Below are 13927 nucleotides of genomic sequence, written 5' to 3'. Positions count from 1 at the left end.
CATGGGTTGGCTACAAGGCGAAGTTGCACTGATTACCGGTGGTGGTTCAGGTTTAGGCTGGGCGTTGGTTGAGCGTTTTTTAGAAGAAGGCGCACATGTTGCTGTTCTTCAGCGTTCACAAGCCAAAGTTGATGCATTGAAAGCACATTTTGGTGACAAGATCATTGCGATCGCCGGTGATGTTGCCAGCTATGAAGATAATGTCCGTGCTGTTAATGCGACCATTGAACGTTTTGGTAAGCTAGATTGTTTTATTGGTAATGCTGGTATTTGGGATCATTATGCCGATATCGTCAATACTTCGGGTGAACAACTGGAAAAAGCATTTGATGAAATTATGGGCATTAATACCAAGTCTTTAATTTTAGGTGCTAAAGCAGCACTTGATGCATTAATAGCTTCTGAAGGTTCTATCATATTTACTTTGTCTAATTCTGCATTGTACTCAGCAGGCGGAGGCCCTGTATATACAGCATCTAAGCATGCTGGTGTGGGTGTTATGAAAGAATTGGCATATGAGCTTGCACCTAAAGTACGAGTGAATGCTGTTGCACCATCAGGTATGAATGTCAATATCAAGGGTGCTGCATCTTTAGGTCAAGAAAATCTTGGTTTACTGGATGCACGTGATCCAGAGAAGATTGCACGTGGCATGCCACTCAATTTCTTACCAGAACCTGAAGACATGACTGGTTCATATGTCTTATTGGCGTCTCGTGCCAATAACCGTCCATTGACTGGTGTTCTGATCAATGCAGAATGCGGTCTAGGTATTCGCGGTTTACGCCAGCCGCGTGCAGGATTTTTTGACGAGTAAGTCATAGATTTATGGATCTCTTTGGCAGCCTTTTGGCTGCCTTCCATATATAGGAGTCACACATGGCCGTTAAACTCATTTGCGCATCGCACAGCCCTTTAATGGAATTTGCTGCTCCTCAAGCGCAATATAAAGAGCAAAAAGTACGTGAAACTTTTGCTCAACTTGCTGGCGAGGTCAAAGCTTATGACCCAACGCTGATCATTACCTTTGGTCCAGACCATTTTAATGGTTTTTTTTATGACTTGATGCCAAGTTTCTGTGTCGGTATTCGTGCTACAGCTGCGGGTGACTGGGACTATGGTAAAGACAATAATAAGATAGATGTCCCTGAAGATACCGCGATTGCATTGGTACGTCGTGTATTGGATGAAGGGGTAGATGTTGCTTATTCATATCGTATGCAGGCTGATCATGGTGTAACTCAGCCGTTACATTTTCTATGTAGCGGTCAGCTAGATCGTTATCCAACCATTCCCATTTTTATTAATGGTGCTGCTGCACCAATGCCGACGACTAAACGTACTGTGGCTTTAGGTCGTGCAGTCGGACGTTTTATCCAGTCGCTGAACCTGGAAAATGAACGTGTGTTAATTTTGGGCACAGGTGGTTTATCTCATGATCCACCGACACCACAAATGGGTTCAGTACCACCAGAAGTAGAAGAATTCTTGATTTGTGGTCGTAATCCGAGTGTGGAGGCGCGTAATAATCGTCAAGCCAAAGTGATTGCTGTAGGGCAAAAACTTGCTGCTGGCGATCAATCTGTCGCTGTACCACTTAACCCTGAATGGGATCGTGCCTTATTAGCCACATTTGCCCAAGCCGATTTTGCTCGTATCGAAGCCATGTCTGAAGCAGATATTCGTCAAGAAGGTGGCCGAGGTGGTCAAGAAGTCCGTTCTTGGATGGCTGCATTTGCTGCATTAGATGAATTAGGTGCGTATGAAATGACGACGCATTGTTATGAAGATATTAGTGAGTGGATTGCGGGCTTCGGTATCGTATCTGCTGAATTGAAATAATTGTTGGTAAGGATTAAGCACATGAGCAATGTCGAAACTATCGTGATCGTAGGTGCTGGTCAAGCGGGCGCAAGTGCAATTTTAGAACTCCGTGCAAATAAATATGCCGGTAAAATTATTTTAATTGGTGATGAAAAACATTTGCCATATGAGCGTCCACCGTTATCGAAAGATGTCATTTTAAAACCTGCTGAAACTAAAATCGAGATTTTATCGGATGAAAAATTAGCAGCGTTAGATGTGGTGACCATCCGTGAAAATGCTGTGACCAAAATCAATCCTGCTGCTAAAACAGTGACATTACAACATGGTGATGAGATTGCTTATGATAAATTATTACTTGCAACAGGCGGAGCTGCACGTCGCTTACCTAGCTTAGATGCCTTGGGTAAACATGTTTACACATTACGTAATCTAGAAGACTCTCAAGCATTGGTTCCAGTATTACAAGCTGGTCAACGTATTATTCTAGTAGGCGGTGGCGTGATTGGGCTGGAACTAGCATCATCTGCACGTTTTAGAGATTGCCAAGTGACGGTGATTGAACAGGGATCGATGGTTATGGGTCGCTCATCACCACGTATTTTGAGCGAATTTTTATTGGCACAGCAACGTCTAGCGGGCATAGATGTGCGTTTAGATACCAAGATCATCGATTGCCAGCTGGAAGGTGAAGAAGTGCTTATTACCTTAGACGGTAACGAACAACTTCGTGCCGATGCTGTGATTTATGGTATTGGGATTATACCGAATGCTCAATTGGCGATTGATGCCGGTTTAGACGTTGATTTTGCAATTAAAGTCAATGAAAACTGTCAAACATCAAATCCAGATATTTATGCAGCAGGTGATGTTGCTACTCAATTACGTGAATGTGGTCAATACCGCCGGGTAGAGACTTGGGAAAATGCCAATCTACAAGCCGGTATTTTTGCTCGTCATGTTATGAATGTGGAGCATCCTAAAGCAAATCCAGCATGGTTCTGGACGGATCAGCTTGAGATTAATTACCAATTTGTTGGTGATATGGCTGCTACAGCATGGATGATACGTGGTGAAATGAATCCAGCGCATGGCGCACAGTCTTCATTTGTACTCTTTGGTGTCACCAATGGGGTGATTGTTGCAGGCATTACGGTAAATGCAGCTAAAGAAATGCGTCATTTGAAAAAACTGATTAGTAAGCAAGCTGTATTTGAAGCTGATCAGTATTTGGATCTCAACCAAGATTTGCGTAAATTAGTGAAATAAATTTATATGATAAAAAAATAGACTTAGGGAAACTTAAGTCTATTTTTTTATGCCTGTCAAAATGTTCTGATTCTAGATTGAGTAAATTATGCGTTTAAACTCTTCCCCCATGCTCGTGACGGCAAGTATTTATGCTTTATTGGTGCTGATTTGGGCGACGACGCCATTGGCGATAGTATGGAGCGTACAAGAAGTTCATCCCATGTGGGTATTAATGATTCGATATTTGGGTGCATCGCTGATTGCATTGGCATTACTCAAAATCATGCGTGATCCATTACCTTTAGATGCTATATCGATACAAAGTTATTTGGCGGGAAGTTTAAATTTGATTGGTGCTCAATTATTTATTTATTTAGCTGCCAATTATTTAACCTCAGGTCTAATGGCGCTGATTTTTGGTTTTTCGCCCTTGGTTGCAGGCTTGATTGGGCATATGATTTTAAAAACACAAAAATTGATCGCTTTACAGTGGCTAGGAATGGCGATTGCAGTTTCTGGACTGAGTTTTGTATTTGTTGATTCTGCTGATAATCACATAAATCCTTGGGGCGTTGTCCTGATGTTGATTAGTATTATTTCATATGTTAGTTCAATTTTTTGGGTGAAACAGATTAATGCACCTTTGAGCCCAATGTCTCAAGCAACAGGTTCTTTAATTATTTCTGCTGTAGCATCCTTATTGATTTTACCTTTTGTTTGGCACGATATACCACGACAGCTTCCGAGTACACATGCGCTAATGGGGTTTGTATTTACCATGATTATGTCTTCAATTGTTGCGATGCTGTGTTATTTCTGGTTGATCAAGCGTTTAAGTGCATCTACGGTTTCATTGAGTAATGTCATGACCCCTGTGATTGCCTTGATTTTAGGTGCAACACTGAATCATGAACAAATTAGCCAGCATGCATTATTTGGAATTATTGTGGTGATGTTCGGTATTATTTTATATTTTTGGAACGATTGGAAAACACAATATTTCACTTAAATTTGATGGAATATCGCAGATACGGGGAAAGTGATTCCCCCTTTTAAATGTTAGTAAATGTGATAGAATTCATGTTTATAATCATTTAATCTATATGTGATTTTGTCATATTTAAAGCATGTTAATCTGCTATCGTAGGAAAAAAACTTAAATAAACACTCAAGTTAAGGACTACATAAAAACACAAAAAATACAGCTAATAGGCTTAGGTCGCTCGTTATGATTGGACATCAAGATTTATTGTAAATACTAATAATTGTTTAAAAAATCAAAGTTTTCGCTAGATGAGGGTGGTGAGTGAGCAATATGAAAGACGTTGTAGAGAAGCAATCACTTTATTTACCAACCCAGGGAAGTTGGATGCATATCTGGACAAAACCAAAATTTAAATTTGGTCATTCTCTACATTGTAATGGCGTAAAATTCACTAATTTAGTTGAGCCAAATTCACCGCAGGCTGAAACAGATATGTTTCGCTGGTTGTTTACTCGAAAAGTGCCGAAGTGGGAAAATGAAAGCATTGAAGTGCACCATGCATCTCTTCATGAAAAGAAAATAGTCCCTGAAGCACGTCCTCATGCTCACTTAAAAGATTGGCAAGTCTGGTTTGTTGGACACGCTACGGTCTTACTACAAATCGGTCCCTATAATTTTCTCACTGATCCGGTATGGTGTGATTACGCAGGTCCAATCCATCGAACTGGCGCTAAGCGGGTATGTCCAGCTGGATTACGTTTAGATGAATTACCGAAAATAGATGCAGTTTTACTCAGTCATAATCATTATGATCATATGGATCTAGCCACACTGAATTGGTTGCATGATAAATTTGGTATGATGATTTATACCGGTTTAGGCAATGCTTGGTATTTACCACGACATTTCCATGTCACCGAAATGGATTGGTGGCAAACAGTTAATTTTAAAGAGTTAAAAATTGTATATACGCCAGCACAGCATGGTTCAGGACGAGGTTTTCGTGATCAGAACCATGCATTATGGGGCGGTTTTTCACTTTTATACCAAGATCAACATTGTTTTTTTGCTGGTGATACCGGATATTCAAGGCATTTTAAAGAAATCAAGCAAAAGTTTGGTGCGCCGCGGATCGCGATGTTACCGATTGGTGGATATGCACCACGTGAATTGATGCGCTATATGCATATGGATCCAGAGGACGCATTTCAGGCACATAAAGACCTACAAGCAAAATCCTCATTAGCCATTCGCTATCGAACTTTTCAATTGACAGATGAGTCCAGAGAACAGCCAGAAATTGAATTGCATAAAGCGATGCGCCATTCTTCAAAATTAGTGAATCCTTTCTATTGTATCCGTGAAGGGAAAAAAATTATTGTTTAGAAAATTGAGCCAATAGTATCGTTATCTACCGTAAAAATATTTGCTGTTTCAGTATATTTTTCTCTGCCAGCTCGGGCAATGATGCTGGTGATTATGGAGAAAAAGCTAGTGATTTTTTGATTTAATGTGCTGTTATATGTTGTTTTATTGTAAGTTTTGATACGGCTTAACATCGCATTTATTTTGCTAAAATATTTTGACTGCTGTCTTTTATCTCTCATCAATCCAGCATGCTTTAAGCTGGTCTATTTATTTAAAAATTAATTAAAACTTAAAAATTATCATCTATTATTTTGATGATGACTTTGTTGTTGTCCTTAGTTTTTTGGGTAATATACATCGGTTTTAGAGATTGTTTTTATTCGTAAAACCAGCTTTGGATTGTCATAAAAACGAGGTATGTTAATTCTAATATACAAAAGATAATTCACGATAATCATCATTTATTGGGAAGCATACTATGACTCAAAATTCAGCAACAACATCAGGTCAATGCCCTTTTCACCAAGCAGGTGGAAATACAGATATGACCCGTTCAAATGCAGACTGGTGGCCAAATGCTTTAAATCTAGATATTTTGTCACAGCATGATCGAAAAACGGATCCTATGGATACCGATTTTGATTATCGAAAGGCATTTGAATCTTTAGACTTAGAGGCAGTAAAACAAGATTTACGCCAATTAATTAATAGTAGTCAAGATTGGTGGCCATCAGATTATGGCAGTTATATTGGCATGTTTGTACGTACAGCATGGCATTTGGCAGGCTCTTATCGTAAGCAAGATGGTCGTGGTGGTGCCAATACCGGTAATCAGCGTTTTGCACCATTGAATAGCTGGCCCGATAACGTCAATACCGATAAAGGCCGCCGTTTATTATGGCCAATTAAAAAGAAATATGGCAATAAAATTTCATGGGGCGATTTAATTATTTTGGCAGGTACGGTTGCTTATGAAGAAGCTGGTTTAAAAACTTTTGGCTTCGGTGGCGGTCGCTTAGATATCTGGGCACCTGAAAAAGATATTTATTGGGGCGAAGAGCGTGAATGGCTGGCACCGACAGAACAACGTTATGCCAATGATCAAGATCGTTCAACGCTAGAAAATCCACTTGCTGCAGTACAAATGGGATTGATTTACGTTAATCCAGAAGGCGTTGATGGTATACAGGATCCATTACGAACTGCTCAGGATATGCGTGTTACCTTTGACCGTATGGGAATGAATGATGAAGAAACAGTGGCATTAACCGCTGGTGGCCATACGGTTGGTAAAGCACATGGCAATGGTAAAGCTGAATTATTGGGTAAAGATGTTGAAGCTGCGGATGTCGAATTTCAAGGTTTAGGTTGGCATAACCCAGAGGGAACGGGCAATGGTGAAAACACCATGGTCAGTGGTTTGGAAGGGGCGTGGACAACGCATCCAACCAAGTGGGACAATGAGTTTTTCTATTTACTCTTTACGTATGAATGGGAAAAAACCACCAGTCCAGCAGGTGCAAAACAGTGGGAGCCGATTAATATTAAAGAAGAGGATAAACCCGTTGATGCACATAATCCACATATACGCCGTAATCCAATGATGACGGATGCCGATATGGCATTAAAAGTTGATCCTGAATATCGTCAGATTGCAGAACGTTTCTATCATGATCCAGCATATTTTGCAGAAGTCTTTGCGCGTGCTTGGTTTAAATTGACCCACCGTGATATGGGACCTAAAACACGCTATTTAGGTCAGGATGTACCCAATGAAGAGCTGATTTGGCAAGATCCTATTCCTAGCGTAGATTACACGCTGTCTGAAACAGAAATTACACAGCTAAAGAGCCAGTTATTGAATAGTGGCTTATCTGCTGCTGATTTGATTGCCACAGCGTGGGATAGTGCACGTACCTTCCGAGGCTCGGATTATCGTGGTGGAGCAAATGGTGCACGTATTCGTTTGGCACCACAAAAAGATTGGTTAGCCAATGAGCCAGCACGTTTAGCTAAAGTCTTAGCAAAACTTGAGGAAATTCAAGCAGGATTTAGCAAAAAAGTCAGTATGGCAGACCTGATTGTATTGGCTGGCACAGCTGCTGTTGAACAAGCTGCACATGCCGCAGGTGTTGATATTCAGGTTCCATTTCTTGCCGGTCGTGGTGATGCAACAGCACAGCAAACTGATATTGATTCATTTGAGGATTTAGAGCCTAAGGCAGATGGATTCCGAAATTTTGTTGCAAAGGACTTTGTGGTTCATCCTGAAGAAATGTTATTGGATCGTGCGCAGCTTTTAGGCTTGACTGCACCTGAAATGACAGTATTGGTCGGTGGATTACGTGTATTGGGTGCTAACTATGCAGCTGCAAAAGAAGGTGTGTTTACCGATCGTGTGGGGGTATTGAGCAATGACTTCTTTGTTCATCTCACGGATATGGCATATCAATGGCAACCAGTTGCAAAAAATTTATATCAGATCATTGAGCGTGCAACAGGAACAGTAAAATGGACTGCAACACGTGTCGATTTAGTTTTTGGTTCTAACTCGATTTTACGTGCTTATGCTGAATTTTATGCACAAGACGATAATAAAGAAAAATTTGTTAACGATTTTGTTGCGGCATGGGTCAAAGTCATGAATGCAGATCGATTTGATGTAAAATAAATGTTCGAGCGATGATGAGAAGGTACTTTAAAGCCAATCAACAGTCTTTAAAGTCATCATCTTTCATGCTAAAGGGGATAACCGCTATGTGCGCTTATCCCCATTTTATTGCTATAAGAAACAAGCATGATGATATGCTGTCTCAGTAAATGATTGATTGCATAGATGGCCATGTCAACAGCCGATTGAGCCAAGCTTAGCTTGGTAAGATGATGTGTAAAGCTATCGCATAAATTTCTGTGTATGATGAGCATAATACAATGCATTGAGTTCGATCATATTAATGATTGGTGAATGCATTATGCTGTGAAGTGAGTGAAGATTTATCGAGATAAACCGTTTGTGATGGGAAGGCAAAGTCAGCGCCATGTGCATGGACGATTTCAATAATACTCAAATACACATCCTGTTGTGCAGTGAGCCATTCACTCCAATTGGTGGTCTTGGTAAAACAATACACCATAATATTGAGAGATGAATCGGCAAAGGCATTAAAGTTGACCAATAATGTTTGACTGGTGTCAATTTTTTGATGATGTAGTAGCATGTTATAGATATCATCAACAATAGCCGCAATTTTATTCGCATCCTCATAACGTAAACCGATATCTGTTTTAATACGTCGATTGGACATGCGCCCCGGATTTTCAACACTAATCGATGAAAAGACTGAATTGGGAATATAGAGAGGGCGATGATCAAAGGTAACGATCTTGGTTAGGCGCCAACCAATCTCCACCACTGTTCCTTCAATTTCTCGATCAGGTGAGCAGACCCAATCGCCAATATTAAATGGTCGATCAAAATATAGCATTACCCCTGAAAACAGATTACTGAGAATATCTTTACTGGCCATGGCAACTGCAATACCACCAATACCACCAAAAGCCATCAGGCCAGATAAACTCATGCCAAAGTGTTCACCAAAGAGCAAGGTAAGTATCAAAAAAATGCTGATTTTAAATATACGCGAAATAATTTTTGCTGATGTTGGATCGCTGCCTTTTTGGATTTGAGTACGTTCCAATAAGTTAATCAGTAAAAATAACTTTCTCATTAAAATCAGGGCAATTGACAGTACAATCAGAAAATCTACAATTTTGATTGAGATAAAAGCCAGTTTAAAGTCGATGATTGCCATTTGGGTATATAATCCCACTACAACAACTAAACAACATAAGGCAAAAGCTTGACTGAGGTGAAAGAGAATACTACCTTTTAAATGCTTCTTTTTATCGATCAGAAAAATACTAAAAACATAAGCGACAATACATAGGGCCGCAATACAGACACCTACTGAATATTTAATCAGTAATATCTCGTTCATTATTTTGCTTCTCAGTATTCGTTATATTTTTGATTATAGGCGAAAATGTATAAAAGAATAAATCTAAACCTTATCACTCAACTGTGCTTGAAAAATAAACAGGATGGCGTAATATAACGATATATCAATGATCTCATGATAGATAGAGGTAAATATCATGGCCAAAAAAATCACTCAGAAAGAGATGAAACCGATTCAGCATAATTTTGTTGCCAAATATATGCATGAAGTTAACCAGAGTCAGGTTTTTGTTGATCGAAAGAAAAATGCTAAACGTGGCTATTGTAAACATAAAAAAGGGAGATATTCGAATGATTATCTCCCTTTTTTATCTGTTGCTTTGATGGTCTAATGACAACCAAATTGATACTCATCTCTTGATTAAGCACCAATTATTCGTGTACTTGATTTCACCATTTCTCCCAAACCATGTGTTTTAAAATAATACTCCATCATACTTTTGACAATAAGCGGATTATTAATCGTTAATGCACGTTCTAGAAGCATTTTTGCATCGGTCATTGGCACATGACAAATGGCTTTCCTAACACGTAAGATATTACTCGAACTCATGGATAGTGTATTAAAGCCCATCGCCATGAGTAAAATAGCAGAGAGTGGGTCACCTGCCATTTCTCCGCAAATACTGACGGGTTTATCATATTGATGGCAGGTTTGTACCAAGCGATTTAAAGCACGTAATACGGCCAGATGAAAGTGAGAGTAGACATTGGCAACGCGTGAGTTATTGCGATCCACCGCCAAAAGGTATTGTGTTAAGTCATTTGAACCTACAGAGAAAAAATCAACCAGATCTGCAAACTCATCAATTTGAAAAAGTACACTGGGTACTTCAACCATAATGCCAATTTTCGGTTTGGTAATCTTAACCTGTTCTTCTTCCTGTACGGCATGCCAATCACGATCAAGTAAATATAGTGCCTCTTCGACCTCGCTCACACTGGTAATCATCGGTAATAAAATATGTAAATTATTAAGACCGATACTGGCTTTTAGCATGGCACGAATTTGTGAAGAAAAAATTTCGGGATGATCTAGTGTAAAACGAATACCACGCCATCCTAAAGCTGAATTTTCTTCTTCAATTGAGAAATAGGGTAAATCTTTATCTGCACCAATATCCAGTGTACGCATAACCACTGATTTATTGGCAAAATGACTCAGCTGCTGGCGATAAATGGCACGTTGTTCTTCTTCTCCAGGAAAACGATCACGCAGCATAAACGGAATTTCAGAGCGATATAATCCCACACCTTTAGCGCCACGTTGTACACCACGAACGACATCAATCATTAAGCCTGTATTGACAAATAAACGTACTGCAACACCATCGGGCGTAATAGCATCTTTGGTTTCATACTGTTTTAAGTCTTTAGCAATTTGTTCTTCTTCTTTTTGAATTTCCTTATAGCGTGTACGTAAGCGTCGTGGCGGATTAATAAAGACACGACCCTGATGGGCATCAACAATCATCTCGACATCATCGAGGGTACTGATCGGTAATTCAGTGACACCAACAACCGTAGGGATACCCAAGGCACGTGATACAATCACCATATGTGAATTCATCGCACCTTCACTGGTGACAATCGCGGCAATTTTATCGACAGGAAGTTCAACCAAGGCAGCCGTTGAAATTTCTTCACCAATTAAAATACTTTCGTCTGTCAATTCACGATGGCTTGAATCTGCCTCTTGTAAGGATGCAAGAATACGGCGTCCCAAATCTTTTAAATCAGATACACGTTCACGCAAATAGTCATCTTCCATTTGGGCAAAGAGTGCAATATGTTTATCAATGACATTACGTACAGCACCTTGTGCCCAATTGCCTGCACGAATTTCATCTTTAATTTCGGTCGGTAGGGCATTTTCATCCAGCATTCTTAAAAAAACACTAAATAATGCCCGTTCTTCAGCCATTAAGGCATCTTGCATTTTATCATCAAGTGCTTGAATTTCTTTACGTACAGTACCCAGTGCATTATCGAGTAAAGCCAGTTCTTCACTAATATCTTCTGCTTCACGATCTGGAACGGCATTGAGATCGGCTGGTGGATATAAAACAATAGCACGACCAATTGCAATGCCGCCAGAACCAGAAACACCTTGAAAGGTCTTATAGGCAGGTAAACTGCTGGCTTTACGAAATACGTCAATATTGCTCACTGCATGTGCATGTGCAATGACGCCTGATAATTGTGCGCACAATGTCACTAAAAAGGACTCTGCTGCCTCGCTAAAATCTTGAGATTCTTTATTTTGTACAACCAATACGCCCATGACTTTGCGACGATACATCACAGGGACGCCTAAAAATGAGTTATATAGTTCTTCACCTGTTTCAGGAAAGTACATAAAACGTTCATGCTTAGGCGCATTATCTAGATTAACAATTTCCTCACGTTGACCGACTAAGCCCACTAAGCCTTCACTGGTATGTAAAGAGATATGTCCTACTGCCTCTGGATTTAGCCCTTTAGATGCCATGAGTAAATAGCGTTGATTCCGTTCATCCAGCAAATAAATAGAGCAGACGTCTACATGCATGGCTTCAGCAACTTGGTTGACCATGATATCCAAGGACTCATGCAAACTGGCCGACGCATTGATTTCTTGAACAATGCGTCTTAATGTATCCAGTTGCATATTTGACATGGGGTTACTCCCTAAAATTGTTACCGTTATTTATAGCAATAGTTTTTTGAAAAATCTGCATTAAAATGCGATTTTTAAATTTTATTTTGTGGTAACTGATGGCACAGCTCCACCATGGCCTTTCGATATACGTCACGTTTAAAATTAACGACTTGCCCTAATGGATACCAATAACTTACCCATTGCCATTGATCAAATTCAGGTGGATCAGATAAATCCAGTTGAATATTTTGTACAGGCGCTGTTAGTTTTAATAAAAACCACTTTTGTTTTTGACCAATACATACAGGATCTGAATCCATACGTATATATCGATGTGGCAAACGATAACGCAGCCAACCTTTTGTTTGCGCTATAATTTCGACATGTTCGGGCAGTAAGCCAACCTCTTCTCTCAGCTCACGATAAAGTGCCTGTTCAGGGGTTTCTCCATTTTGGATACCTCCTTGTGGAAATTGCCATGCATTGTGACCAATGCGCTTTGCCCATAAAACTTGTCCAAATTCGTTTGCCAAAATGATCCCGACATTGGGTCGGAAACCTTCAGAATCGATCATTTGGCTACCTAAAATATGTTTAATTCAATTCTTTGCATTCGGGGATTTTTATTTCTTTATCCAACTCGAAAAAAAGCAAAGTTTAAAAATGTTAAAATTGCTATGATCTTAACGAATTTCTATCGACTAGCGGAGATAGATTTACAATTTTTTTCTTAAATTAAAGCTTTTACGAGTATTTTTATGAAATTGGCGCTATTTGATCTCGATCATACCCTATTAAATACAGATTCAGACCATTCATGGGGAGAGTTTCTCGTGAATGAAGGTCTTGTTGATCCAGTTCGTCATCGTCAAATGAATGATCAATTTTATGAGGATTATAAGGCAGGTCAGCTTGATCCAATAGCGTATAACGAATTTGTTTTTGAGTTTTTAACACAGCATGATTCTATTTATTTAACCGAATTACATCAATTGTTTATGCAAAAGGTCATTCGACCACAAATGCGCCCTGAAGGCTTTAAGGCCATTCAGAAACATCAACAGGCAGGCCATCAACTGGTTGGGATTACGGCAACATCAGATTTTATTACCCGACCTATTTTTCATGAATTTGGTATTACTGAAGTGATTGCAACCAATGCAGAAGTCATAGATGGGCAATATACTGGAAAAGTCATTAATATTCCTTGTTATCAACAAGGCAAACTTGTCCGTTTAAATCAATGGTTAGCAGGAAGAAATGTGGTTGAGTCTTGGGCATATTCAGATTCGATCAATGATCGCTTTTTGTTGGAATATGCTGACCATGCGATTGCAGTTAATCCCGATGAGCGCCTCAAACATTTGGCACAGCAGCAAGAATGGCAAATTCAAGATTGGTCGATTTAACCTGAGTTAAAAATTAAAGATGATTCAATTCATCATGCTAGTTTATTCTACTTCAGCACTTTAAGGTGCTGAATGTGAAGCAATGAAGTGTCAATGATGATGCGAGAGGATTGTTATTGATTTCAAAATTGATTACATTAGTTTCAGTGATTTATAAATCTGCAAAAAGGAGAATAACAATGTCAACACGCCCAAGAATGACACACCTCTTTGAACAACTAGGATTAGATTCTTCTGCAGACGCAATTGCGTTATTTATCGTGACCCACCAACTTGCTGCCGATACTAAAATTACCGAAGCGGATTTTTGGTCTGAAGCACAGCGACAATTTTTAGCTGAAAAAATTAAATCAGATGGTGAATGGGCAATCGTGGTTGATCAATTAAATGAATCTTTGCATGAAGACTCGGTTTAATCATGTCAATCGTAC

At 39.5% G+C, this 13927-nt stretch carries 13 protein-coding genes; 9 read left to right on the top strand and 4 right to left on the bottom strand.

Features of this window, described 5'->3' with window-relative positions:
• Position 1: 1 nt before the first annotated feature.
• The 5 genes from hcaB to QSG86_RS02725 all read left to right on the top strand — a co-directional run bounded on the left by hcaB (position 2) and on the right by QSG86_RS02725 (position 5446).
• Positions 2–817, top strand: coding sequence for a 3-phenylpropionate-dihydrodiol/cinnamic acid-dihydrodiol dehydrogenase (gene hcaB / locus QSG86_RS02745; RefSeq protein WP_317030101.1), 816 nt, complete (start codon positions 2–4; stop codon positions 815–817).
• 62 nt (positions 818–879) lie between these two features.
• The gene (locus QSG86_RS02740) at positions 880–1842 is read left to right on the top strand and encodes a 3-carboxyethylcatechol 2,3-dioxygenase (protein WP_317030100.1); all 963 of its coding nucleotides are present in this window, start codon (positions 880–882) and stop codon (positions 1840–1842) included.
• A gap of 21 nt (positions 1843–1863) precedes the next feature.
• Positions 1864–3093 (top strand): 3-phenylpropionate/cinnamic acid dioxygenase ferredoxin--NAD(+) reductase subunit, encoded by a 1230-nt coding sequence (hcaD, locus tag QSG86_RS02735; protein WP_317030099.1) that lies wholly within the window; start codon positions 1864–1866, stop codon positions 3091–3093.
• Between the two features lie 88 nt (positions 3094–3181).
• Complete coding sequence (locus tag QSG86_RS02730; RefSeq protein ID WP_317030098.1) at positions 3182–4084, top strand: DMT family transporter; 903 nt, start codon at positions 3182–3184, stop codon at positions 4082–4084.
• 306 nt (positions 4085–4390) lie between these two features.
• Complete coding sequence (locus tag QSG86_RS02725; protein WP_317030097.1) at positions 4391–5446, top strand: MBL fold metallo-hydrolase; 1056 nt, start codon at positions 4391–4393, stop codon at positions 5444–5446.
• On the opposite strand, the gene QSG86_RS02720 is transcribed toward QSG86_RS02725, so the two are convergent.
• Entirely contained in the window at positions 5443–5667 is a 225-nt protein-coding gene (locus QSG86_RS02720; RefSeq protein WP_317030096.1) for a hypothetical protein, read from the bottom strand. The two genes, QSG86_RS02725 and QSG86_RS02720, sit on opposite strands and share 4 nt — an antisense overlap.
• A gap of 239 nt (positions 5668–5906) precedes the next feature.
• Here QSG86_RS02720 and katG point away from each other — a divergent pair, with 239 nt between their 5' ends.
• On the top strand, positions 5907–8099 hold the full coding sequence (gene katG, locus QSG86_RS02715) for a catalase/peroxidase HPI (protein ID WP_317030095.1): 2193 nt from the start codon (positions 5907–5909) through the stop codon (positions 8097–8099).
• Between the two features lie 280 nt (positions 8100–8379).
• Here the strand turns inward: katG and QSG86_RS02710 are convergent, their stop codons facing one another.
• On the bottom strand, positions 8380–9426 hold the full coding sequence (locus QSG86_RS02710; protein WP_317030094.1) for a mechanosensitive ion channel family protein: 1047 nt from the start codon (positions 9424–9426) through the stop codon (positions 8380–8382).
• 157 nt (positions 9427–9583) lie between these two features.
• Between QSG86_RS02710 and QSG86_RS02705 the strand changes: the two genes are divergently transcribed.
• Positions 9584–9778 carry a hypothetical protein gene (locus tag QSG86_RS02705; RefSeq protein ID WP_317030093.1) on the top strand — a complete coding sequence of 65 codons (195 nt, stop codon included), beginning with the start codon at positions 9584–9586 and terminating at the stop codon, positions 9776–9778.
• 29 nt (positions 9779–9807) lie between these two features.
• Here QSG86_RS02705 and ptsP read toward each other — a convergent pair whose 3' ends face one another.
• Both ptsP and QSG86_RS02695 read right to left on the bottom strand, forming a co-directional pair.
• Positions 9808–12105: a phosphoenolpyruvate--protein phosphotransferase gene (ptsP, locus tag QSG86_RS02700; protein WP_317030092.1), complete on the bottom strand. Its 2298-nt coding sequence runs from the start codon at positions 12103–12105 to the stop codon at positions 9808–9810.
• A 74-nt stretch (positions 12106–12179) separates the two neighbouring features.
• Positions 12180–12662 carry an RNA pyrophosphohydrolase gene (locus QSG86_RS02695; protein ID WP_317030091.1) on the bottom strand — a complete coding sequence of 161 codons (483 nt, stop codon included), beginning with the start codon at positions 12660–12662 and terminating at the stop codon, positions 12180–12182.
• Between the two features lie 183 nt (positions 12663–12845).
• Between QSG86_RS02695 and QSG86_RS02690 the strand changes: the two genes are divergently transcribed.
• Together QSG86_RS02690 and QSG86_RS02685 are read left to right on the top strand one after the other, a co-directional pair.
• The gene (locus QSG86_RS02690) at positions 12846–13496 is read left to right on the top strand and encodes an HAD family hydrolase (protein ID WP_317030090.1); all 651 of its coding nucleotides are present in this window, start codon (positions 12846–12848) and stop codon (positions 13494–13496) included.
• Positions 13497–13675: 179 nt separating this feature from the next.
• A complete protein-coding gene (locus QSG86_RS02685) occupies positions 13676–13912 on the top strand; it encodes a DUF2789 domain-containing protein (protein WP_317030089.1) in 237 nt (78 codons plus the stop codon).
• Positions 13913–13927 lie beyond the last annotated feature (15 nt).

This window comes from Acinetobacter sp. SAAs474, from assembly GCF_032823475.1.
In the GTDB taxonomy this organism is placed as follows: Bacteria; Pseudomonadota; Gammaproteobacteria; order Pseudomonadales; family Moraxellaceae; genus Acinetobacter.
This window is presented reverse-complemented; position numbering and strand designations above follow the sequence as displayed.